The organism is Pseudomonas sp. HN8-3, from assembly GCF_020790195.1.
In the GTDB taxonomy this organism is placed as follows: domain Bacteria; phylum Pseudomonadota; class Gammaproteobacteria; order Pseudomonadales; family Pseudomonadaceae; genus Aquipseudomonas; species Aquipseudomonas synxantha_A.
The window spans coordinates 4,111,279-4,134,383 of sequence record NZ_CP086206.1 but is presented as its reverse complement, the minus strand read 5'-3'; the positions used below and the strand labels follow the sequence as shown (position 1 = coordinate 4,134,383).

The window sequence follows — 23,105 nt, the reverse complement described above, 5'->3', positions numbered from 1 at the left end:
TCTGCTTGCTTATTGTTGTGGATCTTTCTCCTGCACGCTGCCTGCTGTCACTACCTGCACGCTCAAGCGCGGCGTTGCCAGGTCGAGGCCGGCTTCATCCAGGTGCCGCTTGAGCGAGAGGTTGAACGCTCGCGAGACTTCCCACTGCTTGATTGGCGCGGTCTTGAAGCGTGCGCGCAGGATCGCGCTGCCGGATTCGAAACTCTCCACGCCCTGGATTTCCAGCGGCGACCAGATATTGCGGCGTTGCAGCGGGTCATTGCGCATGGCGTGGCCGACATCGCGCATCAGCTTGATTGCGTCGTCAATTTCCATGTTGTAGGGGATTGCCACCCGGAAGATCGCGTAGCCGAACTCTCGGGAGTAGTTCTTGATGCTCTTGATCTCGCTGAACGGGATGGTGTGCACGATGCCGTCGATATCGCGCAGGCGCACGGTGCGGATGGTCAGGCCCTCCACCGTACCCAGGTGGCCGCCGACGTCTACGTAGTCGTCGATGGCCAGGGAGTCTTCGATGATGATGAACAAGCCGGTGATCAAGTCCGCTACCAGCGACTGCGCACCAAAGCCGATAGCGATACCGATTACACCCGCACCGGCCAGCAATGGGGTGACATTCATGCCCATGTTCGCCAGCGCCACAATGGCGGCGATGATGAAGATGGTCACGAACAGCACGTTGCGGATCAGCGGCATCATGGTTTGCGCACGCGCGTTGGCCAGGCCTTTGCGTGAGCGGGTCAGGGCGTGGTGGATGGCGGTGTCGCTGAGGATCCAGATCAGCCAGGCAAACAGCAAGGTCCCACCGAGGCCAAACAGCTTCACGGCTATTTCATGGCCGTCACCTTCGGTAAAGCGAATCATCGACAGGCCCCACACCCGCAGCCCCAACTCGATAAACGCCAGCCACACCACCAGGTGCACCAGGGTGTAGACAAACCCTTTGAGGCGTTCGGAGTACAGCGCGTGGCGTTTGTGCCCGCGCTGCGGCTTGAGGGCGTGGCGGCGCACCAGGCCGTTGATCACCATGCACAACACCAGCAGCACCGTGCACAGCAGCGACTGGCGCAGGGCGGTGCTGGTGTCGCCGGCCGACAGGAAGGTCGCGAACAGTGAGATACCTACCAGCAGCAAGGCCGGGATGTACCAGAAGGTACCGATGATCGACAGGGTGTCGGTGAGGGCGCGGCGGGTCAGGCGGCGCGACAGCGGCTGGTTGCGGATCAGGTGTGCAATCGGTCGGCGGAAACGCAGGATAAACACGCCGGTGGACAGCGCCGCCATTACATTGGCCACGGTTGCGGCGGTGTGGGCCAGGTGCTGGCCGAGCGCCTCGACCAGGCGCGGATCGCTCAAGGCTTCACCGAAGGCGGCAAAGCTGCCGATCCACCACAGCGGGCGGAACGCCTGATGGCGCAGGATATACAGGGCGCGGTGGCGGTGCGGGCCGTCAAGTACGGAGAAGGCAATTACGCAGATTGCCGAAAAACAGGTGCCGACTACCAAGGCATAGGCCAGCACCATCGCCAGGGATTTGCCCAGGGAGGAAGGCAGGGCGTAGCTCAGGTAAACCGTGATCACCAGGGCGATCAACCAGGGACCCAGCTTGCGCAGGGCAAAGCGCAGCATGTCCCAGGTGCGCGGGTGTTGCGGCAACTCTTCGGGCAGGCCGAAACGCTCGCGTACCCGGTGGCTGAGCCAGATCAGCGCGGCGGCCAGCAGGCTCCACACTGCCAGGATCACGGCAAAACCAAAGATGATCGGCAGCCATTCGTTGGCCGGCAGCATCAGCGCGCCCAGTTCATCCTTGGCCAGGTCGACTTCATTGGACCAGCGCCCCAATGGGCTGTCGGCGCCGGAAAACTGCTGTTCAAAGCCCGACAGCGTGCTGCCGATCAACCCGAGCACACCTTGCTCTGTAGCGGGTTGGGCCTTTTGCGTGGCGGCGCGCAGCTTTTTCAGGTCGCTCAGCAGCTGGGTGCGCTGTTGGTCGTTTTCGAGGGTCTTGATCACCTCGTCCAGCGACTGCCCCAGGGGCACTTCAGCCTGGGGTTGGGTCTTGCTGGAACCACCCAGCATTCCGGGCAAGCCTACGGCTTGGGCGGATGACAGCGGCAGCAGCGTGAGCAGGGCGATCAGCAGGTAGCAGGGCAGGGCAAACAGACGGGAAAGCACGAGGCGGTCAACCTTCAAAGCAACGAATTGACCGAGTGTACGAGGCCGCTATGCCCAATGCGAGCGCATTTGTCATTGCGCCAGTTTGGCGAGGATCTTGTAGACCACGGTGCCCAGGATCAGCAGCATACCAATCCACATGCCGAACACGCCGAGGGGCTTGTCGCGAAAGTTGAAGCCGACCGCGAGCATGATCATGCCGATCACGATGGGGATGAGCATGGCGTGGAATGAGGACATTGAAATCATGGGAGCAATAGCCTTGTCGCAGTGGAAGTTTTGACAAGTCTAGGCGCGATTGCAGGAAGTGCAGGTGATACAAGTCAGTTTGGCAGTACATCGAACCAAATGTGGGAGGGAGCAAGCCCCCTCCCACATTTCGATCACATTTTGCCCGTCAAATCAGGGCAGGTCGCGGCTCGCGTAAAACGCCCCCAGCACCTTCACCAGATGCGCCAGGTCATGGCTGCCGCACAGCTCTCGAATGGAGTGCATGGCAAACGTCGGCAAGCCGATATCCACGGTGCGTACACCCAGGTGGCTGGCGGTGATCGGGCCGATGGTCGAGCCGCAGCCCATGTCACTGCGCACCACAAAGCTTTGTACCGGCACTTCTTCGGCCATGCACAGGTGACGGAAGAACCCGGCGGTTTCGCTGTTGGTGGCGTAGCGCTGGTTGCTGTTGACCTTGATCACCGGCCCGGCATTGAGTTTCGGACCGTGGTTGGCGTCGTGCTTCTCGGCGTAGTTGGGGTGCACGCCGTGGGCGTTGTCCGCCGATACCAGCAGTGATTTCTGAATGGTGCGTACGAACTCATCACCTTCAGGCAACAGGCGGCGCAGGGTCTGCTCCAGCATCGGGCCATCGGCGCCGCAGGCCGAGCAGGAGCCGACTTCTTCGTGGTCGTTGCACACCAGCACGCAGGTTTCGTCGGTCTCGCTGGTCAGCAAGGCTTGCAGGCCGGCGTAGCACGACAGCAGATTGTCCAGGCGCGCACCGGCGATGAAATCGCCATTGAGGCCGATGACCGCCGCGCTTTGGGTGTCGTAGAAGCTCAGCTCGTAGTCGAGCACCACATCAGCGTTCAACCCATGCTCGCGGGCCAACTGTTCGGTGAGCACGGCGCGAAAGTCCACGCGTTCGTCACCGGCAAATTGCGCAAGGATCGGCGGCAGCTCGGTCTGGGCATTGATCGCCCAACCCTGGTTGGCCTCACGGTTCAGGTGAATGGCCAGGTTGGGAATGATGGCGATCGGCAGCTTGAAGTCGATCAATTGGCTTTCGACCTTACCGTCGCGGCGGAAGGTGACGCGGCCAGCCAGGGACAGGTCGCGGTCGAACCACGGCGCGAGCAGCGCACCGCCGTAGACTTCCACGCCCAACTGCCAGAAACCCTGGCGTTGCAGCTCAGGCTGGGGTTTGACCCGCAGGCACGGGCTGTCGGTGTGGGCGCCGACCAGGCGGATGCCGCCCTGCAACGGCGAGTGGCGACCGAGCTTGAAGGCGATGATCGAGGAGTCGTTGCGGGTCACGTAGTAGCGACCATTGGCCTCGGTGGTCCAGGTGTCGCGCTCGTCGAGACGCTGGTAACCGGCCGCTTCCAGGCGCTGGGCGAGGGCCGCAGTGGCATGAAAAGGAGTAGGGGAGGCCTTGAGGAAGTCGATCAGGCCTTGATTCAACGCTTCGCGCATAAATAGCTCCAGACAGCAATGCGCGGAGTTTACCGTTCGATGGCCAGAAGTGCACAGAACAAATGTGGGAGGGGGCTTGCTCCCGATTGCGGTGTGTCAGTGAGCAAATACAGTGACTGACACTCCGCCATCGGGGGCAAGCCTCCTCCCACATTTACCCGTGTTCGCAGCTTAAAAGGGGGCAGGGCACTCGAAGCGCAAGCGCTCGCCGCTTTGTGGATGGGTGAAACTGAGCATGCTTGCGTGCAGGCACAGCCGCGGCCAGGCAGCCAAGGCTTGTTCATGAGCATACAAACCATCACCCAGCAACGGATGCCCGATGGACAGCATATGCACACGCAACTGGTGCGAACGCCCGGTGATCGGCGTCAGCTCCACGCGGCACCAGTCGCCACAACGCTCCAGCACTTTCCAGAAGGTCAGGGCGTGCTTGCCGAACTCGTGGTCCACCACATGGCGTGGCTTGGTCGGCGGGTCGTAGCGCAGGGGCAGGTCGATGCTGCCGCTGTCCAGTTCCGGCTGGCCCCAGGCCAGGGCGGTGTAGGCTTTTTCTGTTTCGCGGTCGTGAAACTGGCGGGACAGTTCGCGATGGGTGTCGGCATCCCGGGCCAGCAGGATGATCCCCGAGGTTTCCCAGTCAAGCCGATGGACGATACGGGCTTCGGGGTAGCCGTTTTCCTGCAGGCGGGTAATCAGGCAATCCTTGTTGTCGTCGGCGCGACCAGGCACCGAGAGCAGCAGGGTCGGCTTGTTCACCACCAGGACAGCGTCGTCCTGATGCAGGATATGTATATTGGACAGCGGCATTAAACAGCCTCGTAACAAACGCCAACGGCGGCTCGCCCACCTGGTTCCCGAAGGATCAAGGTGATCGAGCCGCCGTGGCGACCGCCCTTTCGATCAACGATCGGGCAGGGTGATATTGAGTTCCAGAATCGAGCAGCTGCCGTCATTTTCCAGAGCGACATGCACGTCATCGTTGCCGATATTGACGTACTTGCGGATCACCTCGACCAGTTCCTTCTGCAAGGCTGGCAGGTAATCCGGCGTGCTGCGTTGGCCGCGTTCGTGCGCCACGATGATCTGTAGACGCTCTTTCGCTACCGACGCGGTACTTGGCTTTTTGTTGGCGCGAAAGAAGTCGAGAAATTTCATTGTTTAGTTGCCTCCAAAGATACGCTCGAAGAATCCCTTCTTCTTAACATCGAGGAAGCGGTGTTCCACGGTCTTGCCCAGCAAGCGATCGACTGCATCGCTGTACGCCTGGCCGGCGTCGCTCTGGTCGTCAAGAATCACCGGCACGCCCTGGTTGGATGCCTTCAGTACGGCCTGGGACTCCGGAATCACGCCCAGCAGGGTCACGGCGAGGATTTCCTTCACGTCTTCAACGCCGAGCATCTCGCCATTGTTGACGCGCTCCGGGTTGTAGCGGGTGAGCAACAGGTGCTCCTTGATCGCGTCCTGGCCTTCTTCAGCGCGCTTGGACTTGCTGGCCAAGAGGCCCAGCATACGGTCCGAGTCACGTACCGAGGAAACTTCCGGGTTGGTCACCACGATGGCTTCATCAGCGAAGTACATCGCCAGGTGAGCACCGGTTTCAATACCGGCCGGAGAATCGCACACCACGTATTCGAAGGTTTCCTTGAGCTCGGCGAGAACCTTGCCCACGCCTTCCTTGGTCAGCGCGTCTTTGTCGCGGGTCTGGCTGGCGGCCAGTACATACAGGTTCTCAAGGCGCTTGTCCTTGATCAGGGCCTGTTGCAGGTTGGCTTCGCCGTTCACCACGTTGACGAAGTCGTACACCACGCGGCGTTCGCAGCCCATGATCAGGTCGAGGTTACGCAAACCGACGTCGAAGTCGACGATGACTGTCTTGTGGCCGCGCAGAGCGAGGCCGGTACCGATAGCGGCGCTGGTGGTGGTCTTACCCACACCACCCTTGCCGGATGTAACCACGAGAATCTTGGCCAAGGTGTTTCACCCCTAAGGAAAAAGGACTTTCGGTCCCTGAAAAACATCTCTTGAAACTCGCTGCAGGCGGACAGCCTTTGCAGGAAAAAGAAGGAGTTTCCATGGAGAAACACCAACTTCCAAAAAGTCCTACACAAGTCTTGCCGGTTTCGCTTTGCTATCAGAGTCTAGAGATGCTTGGAAAATGCGGCAGTATCCGTTAAAGCCGGATGATGTTCAACACATCGCCCGACAGGTTGACCTGTACCGAAGCCCCCCACAGCGGATCACGGCGCAAATCTTCGGAAACCTTGTACTGACCCGCGATGGAAACCAGCTCAGCGGTCAACTGCTGGCAGAAAATCCGCGCTCTGGTATCACCCTTGATGCCGGCGAGGGCACGCCCGCGCATCGGGCCGTATACATGGATGTTGCCATCGGCGAGAAGTTCCGCCCCCGGGCTGACCGAGGAGATCACCACCAGGTCGCCGCCCTGGGCGTAAATCTGCTGCCCGCCGCGTACCGGCGAGGTGATGATCTTTGTCGGCTTGATCGCAGGCTCGGGTGGTTTTTCCGGTTTTTTCTTCTCTTCACCGACCAGCGGTTCCAAGGGACGCTCGCGGGCACCGGATGGAGGCAGTACTGGCAGTTCAATGGCGATGGCGGCGGCAATGTCTTCGATGCGGCTGGCACGAATCGCCAGGGTGCGCAGGCCATGGGAGCGGCACACGCGCATCAGCCCGGGCAAATCAATCACGCCCTGGCCGGCCGGCAGCTTGTCCAGCGCCAGCACCAGCGGGGCGTTGTTGAAAAAGTTTGGCGCCAGGGCAACCTTGGCGGCCAGTTGGCGGTCCAGGGCATCAAGGTCATTGCGCGCCAGTTCCAGCACGGTAATGGCGAGCATGCTGCCTTTTAGCTGGAACACGGGATCTTGGTCTAGCGGTTCGGTTTGGCTCATGGTCGGCGAAAGCGGCTTGTCACGAAAAGTGTCGAGACTTATAACGAGAACACTCACCCGCCGCAAGCCGAGTCGAACCGTTGTAGAATGCGCGGCCCTTGTCTTTACCGGAATCTGTAATGGATCGCCCGCGTTTTCGAGCTGTATTTCTTCACCCGCGTTTTTGGCTGCTATGGCTGGGGCTCGGCCTGCTGTGGCTGGTCACCCAGTTGCCGTACCGGGCGTTGTTGACCATTGGTCGCCTGCTGGGTGCGGGGATGTACCGCGTGGCTGGCGATCGCCGCCGTATCGCGGCGCGTAACCTTGAGCTGTGCTTCCCGGAAAAATCCGTGCAGGAGCGCAAACGCCTGCTCAAGGAAAACTTTGCCTCCACCGGTATCGCCTTTTTTGAAATGGCCATGAGCTGGTGGTGGCCCAAGCCGCGCCTGGCGCGACTGGCCCATGTCGAAGGGCTGGAACACCTCAAGCAGGCACACTTGGAAGGCAAGGGCGTGATCCTGATGGCCCTGCACTTCACCACCCTGGAAATCGGCGCGGCGCTGCTGGGGCAGAAACACACCATCGATGGCATGTACCGCGAGCATGGCAACCCGCTGTTCGATTTTATCCAGCGCCGTGGTCGTGAGCGCCATAACCTCGATTCCCTGGCCGTGGAGCGCGACGACGTGCGCGGTATGCTCAAGCTGCTGCGTGCCGGCCGGGCCATCTGGTACGCACCGGACCAGGATTACGGCGCCAAGCAAAGCATCTTCGTGCCGCTGTTCGGTATCCAGGCAGCTACCGTCACCGCTACCAGCAAGTTCGCACGCCTGGGCAAGGCGTTGGTGGTGCCGTTCACCCAGGAGCGCCTGGCCGATGGCAGCGGTTACCGATTGGTGATCCATCCACCGTTGACCGATTTTCCGGGTGAAACCGACGAAATCGACTGCCTGCGCATCAACCAATGGGTCGAAGCCTCGGTACGCGATTGCCCCGAGCAATACCTGTGGACCCATCGCCGTTTCAAGAGCCGGCCGCCGGGTGAGCCCAAACTGTATGAAAAGCGCCGTCGATAACGCTGATTTTTACCACACGGAGTGACGCAATGCGCTCAGTTGAACCGGTCACAGGCTTGATTCTTTCCGGCGGCGGGGCGCGAGCGGCGTATCAGGTGGGGGTGTTGGCGGCGATTGCCGAGTTGCTGCCACCGGGGGCGCCGAATCCATTTCCGGTGATTGTCGGCACCTCCGCCGGCGCGATCAATGCAGTGAGCCTGGCCAGTGGCGCTACCGATTTCTCGGCAGCGATCCAACGGCTGACGGCATTCTGGCAGGGCTTTCGCAGCCACCAGGTGCTGCGCAGCGACTGGCCTGGGGTAATACGCCAGGCCAGCCGTTTCCTCATCCACAGCCTATTGGGCCTGGGCGCCCAGGTGCCCGTGGCGCTGCTCAACAGCTCGCCACTGCGCGACTTGCTGCAAGAACGCTTGAACCTGGACGGCATCGACGAGGCTATTCGCCGCAAGCACTTGCAGGCAGTGGCGGTGACGGCGTTTGGCTATGAGTCCGGGCAAGCGGTGACTTTCTACCAGGGCGGCGGCACCATCGATGCATGGCTGCGCCATCGGCGTATCGGCGTGCCGACCCAACTGACGGTGGAGCACTTGCTGGCGAGTTCGGCGATTCCGCTGTTGTTTGCTCCGGTCAAACTCGACGAAGAGTACTTTGGCGATGGCGCGGTGCGGCAGTCAGCGCCCATCAGCCCGGCTTTGCACCTGGGCGCCAGCCGCGTGTTGGTGGTCGGCGTGAGCGGCAATCCCAGGGGCAATGAAGCGTCGACGCAACGTACCTACACCGGCCAGCAACCGACCCTGGCGCAAATCGGTGGGCATATGCTCAACAGCACCTTCATTGACAGCCTGGAAAGCGATATCGAACTGCTGGAGCGCTTGAACCAGTTTAGTCGGGTTGTCCCTGTCGACGCCGCGGTGCAGGGCCTGGCGCCGGTAGACGTGCTGGTGATTGCGCCCAGCCAGCCTATCGATGAAATCGCGGCGCGACATCGCCAGGAATTACCGGCGGCGTTGCGCTTGTTCTTGCGCGGACCGGGGGCGACCAAGACCAGTGGGGCGGGGGTGTTGAGTTATTTGCTGTTCGAGGCGGGGTATTGCAGCGAGTTGATCGAGTTGGGGCGCAAGGATGCGCTGGCCAAGCGCGACGAAATCACCCGATTCCTCGGCCTGACGCCTAACTGAATGTGGGAGCTGGCTTGCCTGCGATAGCGGTATGCCAGCCAACACTGCTGGCACAGACACACCGCGATCGCAGGCAAGCCAGCTCCCACAGGGAACCGCGATCAACCTTTAGAAGTGGTACTTGACCAGGAAGCTTGCGGTGTCCTGAGTCGTCTTGAACGCGCCGCTGTCTTCAATCCCGTACTTGTTCTTCCAGTAGTCGTATTCAAAACCTACATACAACTGCTTGTCGCCCCAGTGCAGCGCCTTGCCCAAGTCGTATTTGACCTGCGGGTTGAAGTGCAGGTTGGCGTGATAAGTGCCACGGGCGTTCTTGTCGTTATCCACCACCCAGTCCATGAAACCGTCGATCAGCACGTCGGAGTTGCCCACGGGGATGGTGTACGACCACACCGGAGTGATCTGCCACACACCGTCACCCGGGCGATTGCCCTCGGTCTGGCGCTGGTAGAAATTCAACTGGAAGTAGTCGAAACCGGGGATGTTCAAGTCGAATGCCGGGCCCAGCAGGTAGGACTCGTTATCGCCCTCGCCGAACTCGTAGGTGAAGGCCAGCAGCACGTCCTTGATCGGGCCGAACGACAGGTCCTTGTCGAAAATCTTGCCGAACGACAAACGCGGGCTGAACTCGCCGTAGTAAGTGTTCGGGCCGACATTGCCGTCTTCCTTGCCGTTGTAAAAGATACGGTCGAGGAAGAAGAAGTTGTCGCCGTACTTCCATGCGTCGGCATGTTCGAAGGTGACGGTTTGCTGGATCTGCGGGTTGACGGTAAAGCTCTTGCCCCACAGGTAAGTCAGGCTGTTGTTCTGCCACTGCAACAAGTCACCGGCGACGGCCTGGCCACCAGCCAGCAGGGATCCCGCCAGCATCAGGCCTTTGAACATGGGTTTCATTCGGTTGCTCCCGAGTTAAAGTTTTATGGTTTTTTTTCTTCTACGCAGGCGCTCTGGTATGGCGCCTTTTGGTTCGCTGCAAAAATCGTCTGTTCGGTCAGCTTTAATGCTGTTAGCAAGAGCTGCGCCAAGGTGTTTGAAAAGCCAAAAAATCCCCGTCGGCTGCAGCGGATGCAGTCGAATTCAGAGGACTTTTGCGCACTTTGGCAGCCAACATCAGGCCGGGATAAGTTGGCCTTGAAGTCAGCTTTTACATTCGCTGTTTTTTTTTGAGTCGATTCGAGCGGGCGCGGAGAATACTGGCTCCCAGGCCTGGGCTCAAGTGCGCTGTAACAGAGCGCGAGGGGCGAGAATGGGGCGCGGCGTGTGGCCGGCCCCGGTTGAAGGCTGTGCATGTGGCTGTTCCCTGTTTGTTGTTATTTTTGTACTAACAAAGGAATCAATGCGTATGGGCGACTTCGGGGCGTTCAGCGCCGCCGAGGATGTTGAACAGGATGTTCAGCGACAACGCGCTGAGTGTGGCCATGGCGATCCCGCTGTGGGTAATCGGGCTCATCCACAGTGGCAGTTGCGCGAAGAACTCCGGCCGTACCACGGGGATCAGGCCCATGCCGATGCTCACCGCTACCAATAGCTGGTTGCGACGGTCGGCGATGTCGGCTTCCTGCAGGATCTTGATCCCGGTCGCCGCCACCATGCCGAACATGGCTATCGCCGCGCCACCGAGTACTGCCGGCGGAATCGACGCGACCAGATAGGCGGCCTTGGGCAACAGGCTCAGCACAATCAGAAAGGCCCCGGCCATGATCGTGACCGAGCGGCAGCGCACGCCGGTCATTTGTACCAGGCCGATATTCTGCGCGAAGGAGGAGTGGGTAAAGGTGTTGAAGAAACCGGCAAAGAACGACGCGCCGGCGTCACACAACAGGCCGCGGCGCAGCATTTTCGGGGTGACCTCCTGGCCGGTGATCTTGCCCAGGGCGAGGAACATGCCGGTGGACTCGACAAAGATAATCACCACCACCAGGCACATCGACAGGATCGGCGCCAACTCGAACTTGGGCATACCGAAGTGCAACGGCGTGACCACCTGCACCCAGGGCGCCTGGGCCAGGCCACTGAGGTCGACCATGCCGATAACGCCGCACAACCCGTAACCCAGGCCCATGCCGATCAGCACCGAGATATTCACCCAGAAGCCGCGCATGAAGCGGTTGATCAGCAGGATGGTCGCCAGCACCAGGGCGGCAATCGCCAGATACACCGGCGAGCCGAACGTGGCGGCAGCGCTGCCGCCACCGGCCCAGTTCACGGCCACGGGAAACAGCGAGAGACCGATGGCGGTAATGACGGTACCGGTTACCAGCGGCGGGAAAAAGCGCACAACCTTGGACATGAATGGCGCGATAAGGATGCCGAAGAACCCGGCGGCGATAGTCGCGCCGAAGATGCCTTGCAAACCGATACCGGGCATACCGGCCATGGCGACCATGCTGCCGACGGCGGCGAAGCTGGCACCCATCATCACCGGCATACGGATACCTACCGGGCCGATGCCGAACGACTGCACCATGGTGGCGATACCGGCCACCAGCAGGTCGGCGTTGATCAGGAAGGCGATTTCTTCACGGCTCAAGCCTGCGGCCTGGCCAATGATCAGGGGGACGGCGACGGCGCCGCCGTACATCAGCAAGACGTGTTGCAAGCCAACCAGAATCAGTTGCAAGAGGGGCAGCCGCACCATGGCGGGTGCGGCAGGAGTCTGCGTTTCTAACTGGGACATGCAACACCTCGAATCTTTTTATTTTTGTGTTGTTTGCAAAGCAATTTTCAAAACACGGCAGATCTCAATTGTGGGAGCTGGCTTGCCTGCGATAGCGCAGGGTCGGCAACTCATCCGGTGACTGACACACTGCTATCGCAGGCAAGCCAGCTCCCACATTGGTCCCGTGTGAAACAGTCAGTTGGTGCGGGCCCCCTGATTGATCCAGGTGCCGATCAGGTCTCTTTCCTGCTGGGTCATCTGGGTAATATTGCCCAACGGCATGATCTGGCTGGCCACGGCCTGCGCTTGAATACGCGCGGCCTGCTGCTGGATCTGTGCCGGTGTGTCGAACATCACCCCAGCCGGAGCGGTGCTGAACAACGGGCTGGTGGGCTTGGCCGAATGGCACACGGTGCAGCGTTGCTCGATCACATGGTGCACCTGGCCGAAGTCGGTCGCGGCCTGGGCCGGTGCCGGTTCAGCGGCGGGGGCGGCAGGCGCTGCGGGTTTCAAGCCACCGCCCAGGGCGGTTTCCGGCAGCGGCTGGTACTCGATCGCAGCAGGTGCCTTGGCAATCGGTTCTGCAGGTTTGGGCCCGGTTACATACGCCAGGCTGATCATCGCCAACGCGCCCACCGGCAAGGTCCACGCATACTTCTGGCTGTCATGCCGGGTGTTGAAGTAGTGCCTTACCAGCACCGCCGCCACTGCGATCCCGGCCAGGATCAGCCAGTTGTATTGGCTGCCGTAGGTACTCGGGAAGTGGTTGCTGATCATGATGAACAGCACCGGCAAGGTGAAGTAGTTGTTGTGGCGTGAACGCAGCAAGCCCTTGGCCGGCAGCGCCGGATCCGGTGTGCGGTTCTCGGCGATGGCTGCCACCAGTGCACGCTGGGCGGGCATGATGATGCGGAACACGTTACCGACCATGATCGTACCGATCACCGCACCCACGTGCAGGTAGGCGCCACGGCCGCTGAACACCTTGCTGAAGCCATACGCCGCCGCAATCAGCAGCACGAACAGGATCAAGCCGAGCAGGGCAGGGCGCTTGCCCAGGGCCGAGTCGCAGAGGAAGGAGTAGATGAACCAGCCGGCGAACAGTGAGCCGATGCCCAGCAATACGCCTTCGGTGCCGCTGAGGCTGCTGCCGGGGGCGAGCAGGTACAGCGTGGGGTTGAGGTAGAACACCACGCAGAGCAGCGCGACGCCCGACATCCAGGTGAAGTAGGCTTCCCATTTGAACCAGTGCAGGTTGTCCGGCATGGTCGGCGGAGCCAGTTTGTATTTTTCCAGGTGGTAGATACCGCCACCGTGGATCGCCCACAAGTCACCGGCCAGGCCGTTCTTGGGGTTGACGCGATTGAGGTTGTTTTCCAGCCAGACAAAGTAGAACGAAGCGCCGATCCAGGCGACGCCAGTGATCATGTGAACCCAGCGCACGCTCAGGTTCAGCCATTCCAACAGATGTGCTTCCACAGTCTTTACCTCTCGCCTGTCACCCTTGTTGTCGGGTGATCCGGCCTTCTCTTATTGGTGGGGGGCGAGGATCAACCGCTCATCCTCTTTGAAAAAATGCTCATCGCAGTTATTGCCTGTGCCACTGCGATCAACCACCAGGAAGTCATCCCGCTTTTCGATCGTCAGCACCGGGTGGTGCCAGACGCCGCGATGGTAATTGATGCCCTGCCTGCCGTTGGTAACGAAGGCGCGGACCAAGCCTGATACAGGTGCATCGCCAAGTGGCGCGACCACGATCAGAAAGGGGTTGCCGAGCAGCGGTATGAACGCCTGGCTGCCCAGCGGGTGTCTCTCCAGCATGCACACGGTCAACGGCATGTCCTGCGCATCGGCGCGGAAGATGCTGATGATGGCGTGGTCTTCAGGCTGTGCTGTTTCGACCGTTGCCAGTTTGTGAAAGCGCATGGTCGACCCGTTGTTGATCATGAAGTGATCGCTGCCATCGGTTTCGATAACGTCTCCGAAAGGGGCGAAGGCTTCTTTGGTCAGGGGTTCGATCATCAGTGTGCGCATGGCTGTCTCTTATCCGAATACTGTGTTGTTTGGTCTATTGCTATCGCGGGCAAGCCCGCTCCCACATTTGGAATGCATTCCCCTGTGGGAACTGGCTTGCCTGCGATGGCATCACCGCTTATTTCGACACTTTGCCCAGGACGCGCAGGCGACTCACACCGCCATCCGGGAACACATTCAGGCGGATATGGGTAATCGGCCCCAGCGCCTTGATCTGCTCGGCGAAGGTGTGTTCTGCGTGCATTTCCAGTTTCTGCGCCGGCAACAGTTCACGCCAGAACAGCGATTGGGTTTCGATCTGGCTGTCGGTTCCGCCTTTGACGAAGGCGCCCTGGATCGAGCAGGTGTCCGGGTAGTTGCCCTTGAAGTGCAGGGTGTCGACGATGATCTTTTCGATCTCGCCCGGGTGGCCCAACGCGACGATCACCCAGTCATTGCCCGGTGTACGACGACGCGCGGTTTCCCAGCCATCACCCATGTTGATGCCACGGCCCGGGTTGAGGATGTTGCTCATGCGGCCGAAGTGTTCATCGGAGCAGGCCAGGGCACGACCGCCATTGAGCGCGGCAGCCAGGTCGACCTGTTCGTTGTCGCCCACCGAAGACCAATCGCGGAACGGCACGCCATACACACGCAGACGGGCGACGCCGCCATCCGGGTAGATGTTGAAGCGCAGGTGGCTGAACGCCTGGTCGTTGTTGATCTCGTGGTAGTGGTGACTGTTGCCTTGCAGCTCTACCGCCGACAGCACTTCAACCCATTGGGTATTGGCGTCCGGCTCGCCCGAGGCCAGGAAGCAGGCTTCCAGTGAGGCCGACGGCGGGAAGTTGCCGGTGAAGAATGAAGTGTCGATGTCCACGCCTTTGATCGAACCCGGCACGCCCAGGCGGATCACCGCGCTGTCGTAGCCTTCGAAGCGCTTGCGGCGTGACTCCCAGCCGTCCATCCACTTGCCGTTGTCATCGAAAACGCCCTCCTTCCACACGGCCGGGGTCGGCTGGAACAGGCGGTTGGCGTCGGCGAACCAGTCATCGGTCACCGAGATGATCTTGGTGCCCAGGCGGGCGTCGGCCAGGTTGACGAACTTTTCGAAAGGTACGGCGTAAGCTTTCATTCTTCTTGTCTGCCTTGGATAGAGTGGCTGGGGATGGTCGTTTAGAGGGTCAATAAACGGAACAACGCGATCTTGTTGATCTCGTCCAGCGCGCACTTGAACTCGGTGTCTGTCGAGTTATGGATGCGCGTTTCGAACGCGGCGAGAATCTGGTGCCGGTTGCTGCCTTTTACCGCCATGATGAAGGGAAACTTGAACTTGGCCTTGTAGGCGTCATTCAGCTCGGTGAAGCGAGAAAACTCTTCGGCCGTGCATTGGTGGATACCGGCGCCAGCCTGTTCATTGGTGCTGGCTTCGGTCAGTTGGCCCTGGACGGCGGCTTTACCGGCCAGGTCCGGGTGGGCGTTGATCAGAGCCAACTGGCTTTGATGATCAGCGCTCAACAGGATATCGCTCATGCGCTGGTGCAGGATTTCGATCTGGTCGATCGACGCATCCTGGCCCAGCTCGAAGGCCTTTTCGGCTACCCATGGCGAGTGTTCGTAAATATCGGCAAAGGCTGCGACGAAGGCGTCGCGGCTCAGGGTCGACGGTTGCAAGGTCTGGAACGCAGTCATTTCGCCGCTCCCGTGCAGGGGTGGGTTTGGTGCCAGTGACGGGCGATGTCCACGCGGCGGGTGAACCACACCTGATCATGGCCTTTAACGTATTCAATGAAGCGCTTGAGCGAGGCCAGGCGTGCCGGGCGGCCGATCAGGCGGCAATGCAGGCCGATCGAAAGCATCTTCGGCGCTTCGGCACCTTCGGCATACAGCACGTCGAAGGCATCCTTGAGGTATTCGAAAAAGTCGTCACCCTTGTTGAAACCCTGCACCTGGGTGAAGCGCATGTCGTTGGTGTCCAGGGTGTAGGGGATCACCAGGTGCGGCTTGCCGTTAGGGGTATTGGGTTCCCAGTAGGGCAGGTCGTCGTCATAGGTGTCGCAGTCATACAGGAAACCGCCTTCCTCCATCACCAGGCGGCGGGTGTTGGGGCCGGTACGACCGGTGTACCAACCCAGCGGGCGTTCGCCGGTCAGCTCGGTGAGGATGCGGATGGCTTCGAGCATGTGCTCGCGCTCCTGGGCCTCGTCCATGTACTGGTAGTCGATCCAGCGGTAGCCGTGGCTGCAAATCTCGTGGCCGGCGGCGACCATGGCGCGGATTACATCCGGATGACGCTGGGCAGCCATCGCCACGGCGAAGATAGTCAGCGGTATGTCGAATTCTTTGAACAACTTGAGGATGCGCCACACCCCGGCACGGCTGCCGTATTCGTACAGCGACTCCATGCTCATGTTGCGCTCGCCTTGCAGCGGCTGGGCCGAGACCATTTCCGAAAGGAAGGCTTCAGACTCTTTGTCGCCATGCAGGATATTGCGCTCGCCGCCTTCTTCGTAGTTGAGTACGAACGACAGCGCAATGCGTGCGTTGCCCGGCCAGTGAGGGTGAGGAGGGTTACTGCCGTAACCGATCAGGTCGCGTGGGTAGTCAGCGCTCACTGCAGTCTTCCTTCTTGTTCGTGGTAGCTAGGTGCGTGGCGGCCGGGCAGTGGAAAGACTGGGTGGCGTCACAGCGATGAGTGATTGTATACAACTTATCGCAAACTTTGTAAGCCTGCATTTCTGCATTTTTTCTGAACGGTCTGTCTGCAAGAAACTTGCCTAAGTGGTCAGGTTAAAATGAAAAAGCCCACTGCAGGAGCGAGCTTGCTCGCGAAAACCCTGAGGGCGCCACTTTTCATTCTGAGAGCCCGCGTCATCGTTGGCGTTTTTCGCGAGCAAGCTCGCTCCTACAGGAGGGTGGAAGCGCTGTGAAATTTATTGTGTACAATTTTTTATAAAAGTGTCTTAATCGGCCATCGCCGGCTCTTTCACTGCCCTGAAAGAGTGCGGGTTTCTCTATGACTGACTTCGGGAGGCGCATAAAAGCCATGGGACGTTTGACCACACACGTTTTGGACGCCGCACACGGCTGCCCCGGCAGCGCGATCAAGGTCGAGTTGTATCGCGTCGAAGGCGCGCAGCTTGAACTGGTGGGTAGCGCCGTGACTAATAGCGACGGCCGTTGCGACGCGCCGCTGCTGCAAGGCGATGACTACCGCAGCGGTGTCTACCAATTGCAATTCAGCGCTGGCGACTACTACCGCGCCCGCAGTGTGCAACTGCCGGAGCAGGCTTTTCTCGACGTGGTGGTATTGCGTTTCGGCATCAGCGCCGAACAAGACCATTACCATGTGCCACTGCTGATTTCGCCTTACAGCTACTCCACCTATCGCGGTAGCTGAGTCGTCACCTCGCTTCACACCCCCCCCAAAAAATGCTCTTCGTTGGTTTCGCCCGCGCACACTGCGGGCTTTTTTTGCGCGTGCTGCGTTCAACTATCTAAAGCCTTAAGTGCCTGTGCGTTGCCTAGGCTCGGTGTTTTCCTCAATCAAGAAAACATCATGGCCTCACTCAACCACATCCCCGACCCAGAAGATCCGGAGATCGCTGCTCAAGCAACGCTTCAGGGTATGCGCAGCCAGCTGACCCGGCGAATCAACGCTCACGCCCATCCAAGCCGCCTGATCAATCAGATTGCTTTTGCCGAACTGCGCTGCGTCGAGGTAATAAAGGTGCTTGGAAGGCTGATAGCGCGCGCGCCAAAAGTTTTGTGGGTGATCCGCGACGAGCTACGCAAAGAGTTTGAAATAGACCCGGACACCCTGCTGTTCACCGTGCCCAAACCACCAGCAGAACCCCAGAAAGTCGACAGCCTGACTGATCGGGCGCTGCTGTCACTGGCCTTGCCCGCAGTGCCGATCAACCTGAATCAGTTCACTGCCCTGAGCGTCAAGGGTGACCCGACTCGCCAGTTGCCTTATACGCCGTTGCAAGTGCTGCAGCGAGTTATCGCCATGAAGCTGCAAGACAGAATTGCCTGGTCGGCCACGCCTTATTGGGACGCGCTGCAGCCCGGTTCCTCGCAAACACGCAGGGGGTATTGGGCAGAGCTGCACGCCGAACTCTTCGCTGACCGGGCTTTTATGGCGCAGCAATTGGACGAGCTGTCGAGTGCCGGGATGGCTCTGCTTCAGGCCCTGATCGACGCACCCAGTGCTGGGGCGCGCCAGCGAGCAGGGGGCGATTGGGCCACTGTGCGAGCGAGTTCGTTGATGTGGCCGGGTACGCCTGCGGTTGCAATTCCCGGTGCATTGCATATCTACCGTGAAGGCGATCCTGATGGTGCACCGCATGTGATTTACCTGCCGGGTGTGGTGCGCAATTTCTACGAGTACCCGTCCTTCTTCGACCTGCAATGCGGTTTGGTAAAGTTGGCCAGTGAGTCACTGTTCGACGAACTCTGGCAATGCCTGCCGTTAGAGCGCCGACATGAGTTGTGTCGGCCTACGGACCTGACCCCCGCGTTAAGCGTGGATCGCGGTTCGACAATCTCCGGTGATGCGCTGGCGATGAGCGCGCAAGCGTTGCTGGAAGGTCAATGGGAAAACGAGCTGGCCTGTGCGCTGGCGATCAATCACGCACACGTGTTTTCTCCAAAAAAGCCGCGACCTCAACCGCTGACCGCTGTGCCTTTTCTGCGTTTTATCGAGCGTGCAAGGAAGCAACTGGTCGGTAAAGTCCGGCTTGGGACCCTCCTCTATCAATTGCTCAAGTGGGACGAGCAGCGACGACGCGCAGAAATTATCTTTGCCAGCACCGCGCCCGGCCTGGCCCTGCTCACCGCAGAACAGCAGGTCAAACGCTACGAAAAAGGTCTGCTCGCACTATTCAACGCCGATGACCTGAGCGTCGAGACTGCAGCGCTTGAGGAATTTGTGGTGTTTGAGAACCAACTCAAAGCGCATAAAGAAGCGTTGAATTCGCTGATTAACGGTGCACAGCAGCGGCTCTACGATATGCCTTTTTGGATTGAGCGCCCAACCGGTGCGCACAAACGTTATGCCTTGTTCCTGCGTGCCCATGTCGAGGCCCTGCGCTGTGAGGTTCAGTTGCAACACCGGCTCAAGCTGATACCCACTGCACATCGGGACTTGGTGATGGAGGTCGTGGAGCGGCTGTCGGCATCCAAATACGTGGGCGGTAAAGCCCAGGTGTTTTCGGTCTCTGTGGGCAGCGTGCAGGCTGCCTTCTACCCGCTTCATAACGTTTGGGTAGTGGCTCGGGCGACGGCGATGAAGCACCCGTCCCGTGGGGTTCCGGTCGCGCTGTATGCATTCGGGCAATATGGCGGGCTGAAGGCTTTTTCAGGCCTGGACGCTTTGACCCGCGGTCTGAAAGCCAGCCTCGGGAGCAGTGATGATTCGGTCCTGTGGGGCTGTATAGAGCACGATAAGCGTCACGACTTACGTGACCATGCCCGGCGTGAAACCCTGACGGTGCGCTATGAACCCATTGAGGGGAACCCTGCGACGGTTTCTTTCAAACACTTGATGGCCTACTACTTTCGCTTGAACAAGCGCATTGAGGGTACTGCCGGTCTGTTCAATGAGGTAAAAGATGCCGAGCTGAGCCGTTTGTTGCTATTGGCTGAGCTGGACGCGCACTTGAAGATTCCCGACAGTCCCGCCTTGAACCAGGCTCAGGCCAACATTGATCTTCTGCGCAAGGCTGCGCTTGAGGCAAAAAAATTGCCACAGTGGTTAGCGGGCGCAACACCTGCCCAGCTTAAACACTTCAAGCGCTTGCAGCGCCGGTACCTGAGCAGCGCCTTTGCCTCTGAAAGCCTGCTTGAACGCTCTCTGACTGACTTGGAAACGTTCGCCCGCCGCAAGTTGATCGCCCGTTTAACCGAGGATGGTTTCTACCCGGAGCTGGACATCGACAAGCCCCTGATCACGATGCCGGACGATGTCAGAGGCAGCTTCTGCGGTAATCAAAGCCACTGCACGCCGGGCAATCGCGGGCAGGTCCTGACCCCAAGTACTCAAACCACAACCTTCAGCATGTTGCAGCTGGCATTGCATAATCTTGATCCGCAAGCACCCTGGGTGCCTTGGCGATTGAATCGAGCAAGCTATCTGCAACCGCAGTGGAAGCAACGGCTGAACAAGGACTATCTGATCAAGACAGTCTCCTCGCTGGATATCGGCGGAAACTACAACACGCAGATCAACCACACCTTCTACCCCACGGTTAAAACCAAACCGAGTTCGGATGCGGGTCGCATTCCTGCGCTGATCAATCGCACGCTGGATGAATGCGCGCACATGCAGCTTTTTTCGGCGGTTAAACAAGGGCTCAGCACCTTTGCACAGAGCCTGTTCAGCACGGCGATGGCGGCGCGAACGCCTGAGGACCTGCTGAAAAATGGGTATGATTTGAAGTTGTACGTCGTTCATCTGGCGGCGCACACGATGCAGCATGATCGCTATATCTCAGGGGTCGTGGTCATGCAGGATCAGGGCAGCGAGCGTTGCGTAGTTTACTGGCCTGCTGCGCCGCATGCCTTGATCATCACCGAGTACATCAGCGTGGCGGTGGCGCGGGTAGAACTCAGTCGCGTTGCCGCTTCGGCTGACCTTGTAAAGTTACTGGCGCGGCAGGTAGCGCCCGGTTGGGCATTTGACGCAATCATTCATGACGCCGATGAAGCAGGAGAGCCTGGATGGCTTTCTGTCATGCCGGATGCTTATTATTTCGAAGGTAAGTGGAGGCTCCCTGGTTTTGTTCGCTCCTTCAGCATTACACATCTGCAACCGACGCCAGTGCTCGATGAGATCGAAAAACTGATCCGCGAGCAAATTGCCACTAACCCGTCAAACTGGCTGGCGATCGTTCCCATATCCCACAGTGAACCCAGGGCATTGCTGTATTACGCCAATGTGCTGGATTTGCAACGCCGCACTCAAGCGGCGAGTAATTCCGGCAAGGTGCTGGATGAGTATCGTGTCCGCCGCCTTGCGGAGCAGACTGATAGCAGCCTGCGAGCGCTCATATCGTTTTTCTTTCCGTTATTTGCGCTGGCTAACTCCTTTTATGAATTGCTGATTGTGGCACGACGTTTTCACCGTTTCGCAGACCCCAATGATGTCGTGGATATTGTGTTTATGACCCAGTATCTGGTGTTCGATTTGTGGCAGACCTTTACCCCCGGCCCCAAGGTCAGAGGCGTAGCGGCGGGTATCGTGCGGCGCCCGCTGGGGGCGGTGTTGAATCGGATACATCGTTCGCATTTCAGCCGTGGCCGAGTGCTGCGTCAGGCTGCGCCTTCTGCGGCCGCGTTAAAACCCTTGGACCGTTTCAAAGTCAAGGGCGTGCCTCCGGATGCTGTGGCGCTCAAAGGGCGTGGCAGGGAGGGCGTTTATGTGAAAGACGGTCAGCAATTTGTAACGGATGACACTCACCATTATCCCGTTTACCAACGTGATAGCGAGTCTGCGTTTCGGTTGAGAAACATGCTGAAAAGCGGTGAGGATGAGTTGGTCCTGAATATCCATCAGCCCAAGGAGTGGTTGCTGGAGGCCGATAATCCTCAACCTGGGCCCAGCTCCGGGGTGCATGACCCATGGCGCGCTCCCCGGGCGCCCTCGTCGGATTGGCAACCCCCTCGTGAGCGCATGGCGACTGAGAACCGGATTGTCCAGTCACGTACAACGGACACCCAGTGGTTGAGTTGGCGTGCTCAAGTTCACCCCCGTGACATTGTGGGCTTCCCTGCGCCTGGAGTGTTTGAGGTTGGCTCGGCTCCCAGAGGTTCTTCGCTCAATGCCAGGTTTTTGCGCGTGGCTCCTCCTTATACCGACTTCCAGGATCCGAACAGCGGTTTTTACCGGATGCTCCCGCAGGGCGACCATGCATCGTTGACCGACCTGGTGTTTATCACCCGAAATGAGCCACCGGGGCCATCCGCGCGAGCCGATATCATGCGCTGGACCAGCACTGATATTCGCGACCAGCCCATTCCCGTATCACGCCTGCCTACAGGTGAATGGCAACATCATTCGGCGCTGTTCGACAGTTCGTTGGAGCACTCTGTGGGCAGGGCCTTTCCCTCCATGACGAATGAAGCTCGAAAGTTTACCGTCATGAGAATGATTGAATTGGCAGATCCTTCCCACTCTGCCACGGCAAGCCATTTGCTCGGCATCCGCGCGACGCTGGACGAATGGCTACCCCCGCTCCCTGCGAGGAGCGGCCAAACGGACGATTTACTACGGATGTTGCGGACTAATGAACGGCGCAAGCAATATCTATACGTCGGTTTCGAAGGCAAGGCACCCGGCTTCACGCGCGTTGATTTCACGCCGCCTCATCCGTTAGACCCGAGCCTGCAATATGGTGTCGTCCCGGTCAGGACGCAGAGGCTTGAAGCGGAGCGCGCCGCCGTCAGGACCGTGCTGGAGCAGCAGGGTTACCGCGTCGAGGACTTGTCTGTGCGGCGCGCAGGGATGCGTTTTGGAGAACCCAGTATTGAATCAGTCGTTACTCATCCCCGTTCGAACACCATTTACTACGTGGCCTACCAATGGCTTGAACTGGGGCGAATGACCGTGAGAGGGAAGCTTTCGAACCGTTGGGTTCGGATAGCCATCAACTCACACCCCGACTCTCTTTTATTAAGGGCAGTTGACACCGCGATGCAGGAACAGCGCTTGGTGCGGATTGTGGCCGGCATCCAATGGCCCACAAAGGGGCGTCTCGATCCAACTGTTTATTTCGTCAAATTGACCCCTTAGCATTGATGAGTGCCATCGCACCGGCGCCGCCGAACAGTGCCGCGCTGATGCGGTTGAACCAGCTCTGGCCCGAACCGCTGCGCAAGTAACGCGCCGCGCCATGGGCACCCAGACCGTAGGCCAGCTTGCACAGCAGGTCGAGCACCGTCCAGGTGGCGATCATGATCAGCAATTGCGGCAGGAACGGTTGCTGGCTGCTGAGAAACTGCGGCAGGAAGGCAGCGAAAAACAGGATGTCCTTGGGGTTGCTGGCGCCCAACACAAAGGCTCGCCCAAACAACGCACGAAAGCGCGGTACAGACGGCGTTTGTGGGACTTCGGCGCCTTCGCTCGGCAGACGCGATTGCTGCCAGCTCTGCCAGGCCAGGTAGAACAGGTACAGCGCGCCGACAATTTTCAAGGCACTGAACAGCTGTTCCGAGGCCAGCAACAAGGCCCCCAGACCCAAGGCCGAAGCACTCAACAGGCAGATCGACGCAAACACTCCGCCCAAAAACGCCGGGTACGAGCGGCGCAGGCCGTAGTTGAGACTGTTGCTGATCATCAGCAGCGACAATGGCCCTGGAATCAGGATCACGATCAATGCAGCCCCACTGAACAGCAGCCAGGTATCCAGGTTCATCATTTGCTC

The 23,105-nt window shown here is 59.5% G+C and carries 20 protein-coding genes; 4 read left to right on the top strand and 16 right to left on the bottom strand.

Translation table 11 applies throughout. The features are described from left to right. Window positions 1-9: 9 nt before the first annotated feature. The 7 genes from LJX92_RS18315 to minC all read right to left on the bottom strand — a co-directional run bounded on the left by LJX92_RS18315 (window position 10) and on the right by minC (window position 6,775). The gene (locus LJX92_RS18315) at window positions 10-2,175 is read right to left on the bottom strand and encodes a mechanosensitive ion channel family protein (protein ID WP_228308781.1); all 2,166 of its coding nucleotides are present in this window, start codon (window positions 2,173-2,175) and stop codon (window positions 10-12) included. Between the two features lie 72 nt (window positions 2,176-2,247). Then, window positions 2,248-2,424 carry a hypothetical protein gene (locus LJX92_RS18310; RefSeq protein ID WP_005789968.1) on the bottom strand — a complete coding sequence of 59 codons (177 nt, stop codon included), beginning with the start codon at window positions 2,422-2,424 and terminating at the stop codon, window positions 2,248-2,250. A gap of 153 nt (window positions 2,425-2,577) precedes the next feature. Beyond that, the gene (locus tag LJX92_RS18305) at window positions 2,578-3,867 is read right to left on the bottom strand and encodes a M18 family aminopeptidase (RefSeq protein ID WP_228308780.1); all 1,290 of its coding nucleotides are present in this window, start codon (window positions 3,865-3,867) and stop codon (window positions 2,578-2,580) included. Between the two features lie 171 nt (window positions 3,868-4,038). Further along, the gene (locus LJX92_RS18300; RefSeq protein WP_005789965.1) at window positions 4,039-4,674 is read right to left on the bottom strand and encodes an RluA family pseudouridine synthase; all 636 of its coding nucleotides are present in this window, start codon (window positions 4,672-4,674) and stop codon (window positions 4,039-4,041) included. Between the two features lie 93 nt (window positions 4,675-4,767). Beyond that, window positions 4,768-5,022, bottom strand: a complete 255-nt coding sequence (gene minE, locus LJX92_RS18295; RefSeq protein ID WP_003175252.1) for a cell division topological specificity factor MinE — start codon at window positions 5,020-5,022, stop codon at window positions 4,768-4,770. A 3-nt stretch (window positions 5,023-5,025) separates the two neighbouring features. Next, window positions 5,026-5,838: a septum site-determining protein MinD gene (gene minD, locus LJX92_RS18290; RefSeq protein ID WP_103733707.1), complete on the bottom strand. Its 813-nt coding sequence runs from the start codon at window positions 5,836-5,838 to the stop codon at window positions 5,026-5,028. A 199-nt stretch (window positions 5,839-6,037) separates the two neighbouring features. Continuing rightward, on the bottom strand, window positions 6,038-6,775 hold the full coding sequence (gene minC, locus LJX92_RS18285; protein WP_005789962.1) for a septum site-determining protein MinC: 738 nt from the start codon (window positions 6,773-6,775) through the stop codon (window positions 6,038-6,040). Window positions 6,776-6,894: 119 nt separating this feature from the next. Here minC and LJX92_RS18280 point away from each other — a divergent pair, with 119 nt between their 5' ends. Further along, window positions 6,895-7,830, top strand: coding sequence for a lipid A biosynthesis lauroyl acyltransferase (locus tag LJX92_RS18280; protein WP_005789961.1), 936 nt, complete (start codon window positions 6,895-6,897; stop codon window positions 7,828-7,830). A 29-nt stretch (window positions 7,831-7,859) separates the two neighbouring features. Next, on the top strand, window positions 7,860-9,008 hold the full coding sequence (locus LJX92_RS18275) for a patatin-like phospholipase family protein (RefSeq protein ID WP_032880110.1): 1,149 nt from the start codon (window positions 7,860-7,862) through the stop codon (window positions 9,006-9,008). Between the two features lie 108 nt (window positions 9,009-9,116). On the opposite strand, the gene LJX92_RS18270 is transcribed toward LJX92_RS18275, so the two are convergent. The 8 genes from LJX92_RS18270 to puuE form a co-directional block, all read right to left on the bottom strand. Beyond that, entirely contained in the window at window positions 9,117-9,902 is a 786-nt protein-coding gene (locus LJX92_RS18270; RefSeq protein ID WP_005789957.1) for an outer membrane protein OmpK, read from the bottom strand. Between the two features lie 23 nt (window positions 9,903-9,925). Then, a complete protein-coding gene (locus tag LJX92_RS18265) occupies window positions 9,926-10,297 on the bottom strand; it encodes a hypothetical protein (protein WP_143508472.1) in 372 nt (123 codons plus the stop codon). 44 nt (window positions 10,298-10,341) lie between these two features. Next, on the bottom strand, window positions 10,342-11,685 hold the full coding sequence (locus tag LJX92_RS18260) for a nucleobase:cation symporter-2 family protein (RefSeq protein ID WP_032880111.1): 1,344 nt from the start codon (window positions 11,683-11,685) through the stop codon (window positions 10,342-10,344). 177 nt (window positions 11,686-11,862) lie between these two features. Next, window positions 11,863-13,146: a urate hydroxylase PuuD gene (locus LJX92_RS18255; protein ID WP_228308779.1), complete on the bottom strand. Its 1,284-nt coding sequence runs from the start codon at window positions 13,144-13,146 to the stop codon at window positions 11,863-11,865. Window positions 13,147-13,197: 51 nt separating this feature from the next. Beyond that, complete coding sequence (locus tag LJX92_RS18250) at window positions 13,198-13,701, bottom strand: ureidoglycolate lyase (RefSeq protein ID WP_005789953.1); 504 nt, start codon at window positions 13,699-13,701, stop codon at window positions 13,198-13,200. A gap of 118 nt (window positions 13,702-13,819) precedes the next feature. After that, window positions 13,820-14,815 (bottom strand): allantoicase, encoded by a 996-nt coding sequence (alc, locus tag LJX92_RS18245; protein ID WP_005789952.1) that lies wholly within the window; start codon window positions 14,813-14,815, stop codon window positions 13,820-13,822. A gap of 41 nt (window positions 14,816-14,856) precedes the next feature. Beyond that, window positions 14,857-15,372, bottom strand: a complete 516-nt coding sequence (gene uraD / locus LJX92_RS18240) for a 2-oxo-4-hydroxy-4-carboxy-5-ureidoimidazoline decarboxylase (protein ID WP_223018159.1) — start codon at window positions 15,370-15,372, stop codon at window positions 14,857-14,859. Next, window positions 15,369-16,295: an allantoinase PuuE gene (gene puuE, locus LJX92_RS18235; RefSeq protein WP_005789948.1), complete on the bottom strand. Its 927-nt coding sequence runs from the start codon at window positions 16,293-16,295 to the stop codon at window positions 15,369-15,371. The genes uraD and puuE overlap by 4 nt, the downstream gene beginning before the upstream one ends. Window positions 16,296-16,726: 431 nt before the next feature. On the opposite strand from puuE, the gene uraH reads away from it, so the two are divergent. Beyond that, on the top strand, window positions 16,727-17,080 hold the full coding sequence (uraH, locus tag LJX92_RS18230) for a hydroxyisourate hydrolase (RefSeq protein WP_032880118.1): 354 nt from the start codon (window positions 16,727-16,729) through the stop codon (window positions 17,078-17,080). A 159-nt stretch (window positions 17,081-17,239) separates the two neighbouring features. Continuing rightward, the gene (locus LJX92_RS18225) at window positions 17,240-22,474 is read left to right on the top strand and encodes a dermonecrotic toxin domain-containing protein (RefSeq protein ID WP_228308778.1); all 5,235 of its coding nucleotides are present in this window, start codon (window positions 17,240-17,242) and stop codon (window positions 22,472-22,474) included. Here the strand turns inward: LJX92_RS18225 and LJX92_RS18220 are convergent. After that, on the bottom strand, window positions 22,458-23,096 hold the full coding sequence (locus LJX92_RS18220) for a LysE family translocator (protein ID WP_032880122.1): 639 nt from the start codon (window positions 23,094-23,096) through the stop codon (window positions 22,458-22,460). The genes LJX92_RS18225 and LJX92_RS18220 overlap by 17 nt on opposite strands. Between the last annotated feature and the right edge of the window lie 9 nt (window positions 23,097-23,105).

Excerpts from the sequence above, each read along its gene's own strand:
- LJX92_RS18300 (WP_005789965.1), bottom strand. The coding sequence starts at position 4,674 with ATGCCGCTGTCCAATATACATATCCTGCATCAGGACGACGCTGTCCTG.
- LJX92_RS18310 (WP_005789968.1), bottom strand. The coding sequence starts at position 2,424 with ATGATTTCAATGTCCTCATTCCACGCCATGCTCATCCCCATCGTGATC.
- minE (WP_003175252.1), bottom strand. The coding sequence starts at position 5,022 with ATGAAATTTCTCGACTTCTTTCGCGCCAACAAAAAGCCAAGTACCGCG.
- alc (WP_005789952.1), bottom strand. The coding sequence starts at position 14,815 with ATGAAAGCTTACGCCGTACCTTTCGAAAAGTTCGTCAACCTGGCCGAC.
- LJX92_RS18265 (WP_143508472.1), bottom strand. The coding sequence starts at position 10,297 with ATGCACAGCCTTCAACCGGGGCCGGCCACACGCCGCGCCCCATTCTCG.
- LJX92_RS18225 (WP_228308778.1), top strand. The coding sequence starts at position 17,240 with ATGGCCTCACTCAACCACATCCCCGACCCAGAAGATCCGGAGATCGCT.
- LJX92_RS18220 (WP_032880122.1), bottom strand. The coding sequence starts at position 23,096 with ATGAACCTGGATACCTGGCTGCTGTTCAGTGGGGCTGCATTGATCGTG.
- LJX92_RS18260 (WP_032880111.1), bottom strand. The coding sequence starts at position 11,685 with ATGTCCCAGTTAGAAACGCAGACTCCTGCCGCACCCGCCATGGTGCGG.
- LJX92_RS18270 (WP_005789957.1), bottom strand. The coding sequence starts at position 9,902 with ATGAAACCCATGTTCAAAGGCCTGATGCTGGCGGGATCCCTGCTGGCT.
- LJX92_RS18305 (WP_228308780.1), bottom strand. The coding sequence starts at position 3,867 with ATGCGCGAAGCGTTGAATCAAGGCCTGATCGACTTCCTCAAGGCCTCC.
- uraH (WP_032880118.1), top strand. The coding sequence starts at position 16,727 with ATGGGACGTTTGACCACACACGTTTTGGACGCCGCACACGGCTGCCCC.
- LJX92_RS18280 (WP_005789961.1), top strand. The coding sequence starts at position 6,895 with ATGGATCGCCCGCGTTTTCGAGCTGTATTTCTTCACCCGCGTTTTTGG.
- LJX92_RS18275 (WP_032880110.1), top strand. The coding sequence starts at position 7,860 with ATGCGCTCAGTTGAACCGGTCACAGGCTTGATTCTTTCCGGCGGCGGG.
- LJX92_RS18250 (WP_005789953.1), bottom strand. The coding sequence starts at position 13,701 with ATGCGCACACTGATGATCGAACCCCTGACCAAAGAAGCCTTCGCCCCT.
- uraD (WP_223018159.1), bottom strand. The coding sequence starts at position 15,372 with ATGACTGCGTTCCAGACCTTGCAACCGTCGACCCTGAGCCGCGACGCC.
- minC (WP_005789962.1), bottom strand. The coding sequence starts at position 6,775 with ATGAGCCAAACCGAACCGCTAGACCAAGATCCCGTGTTCCAGCTAAAA.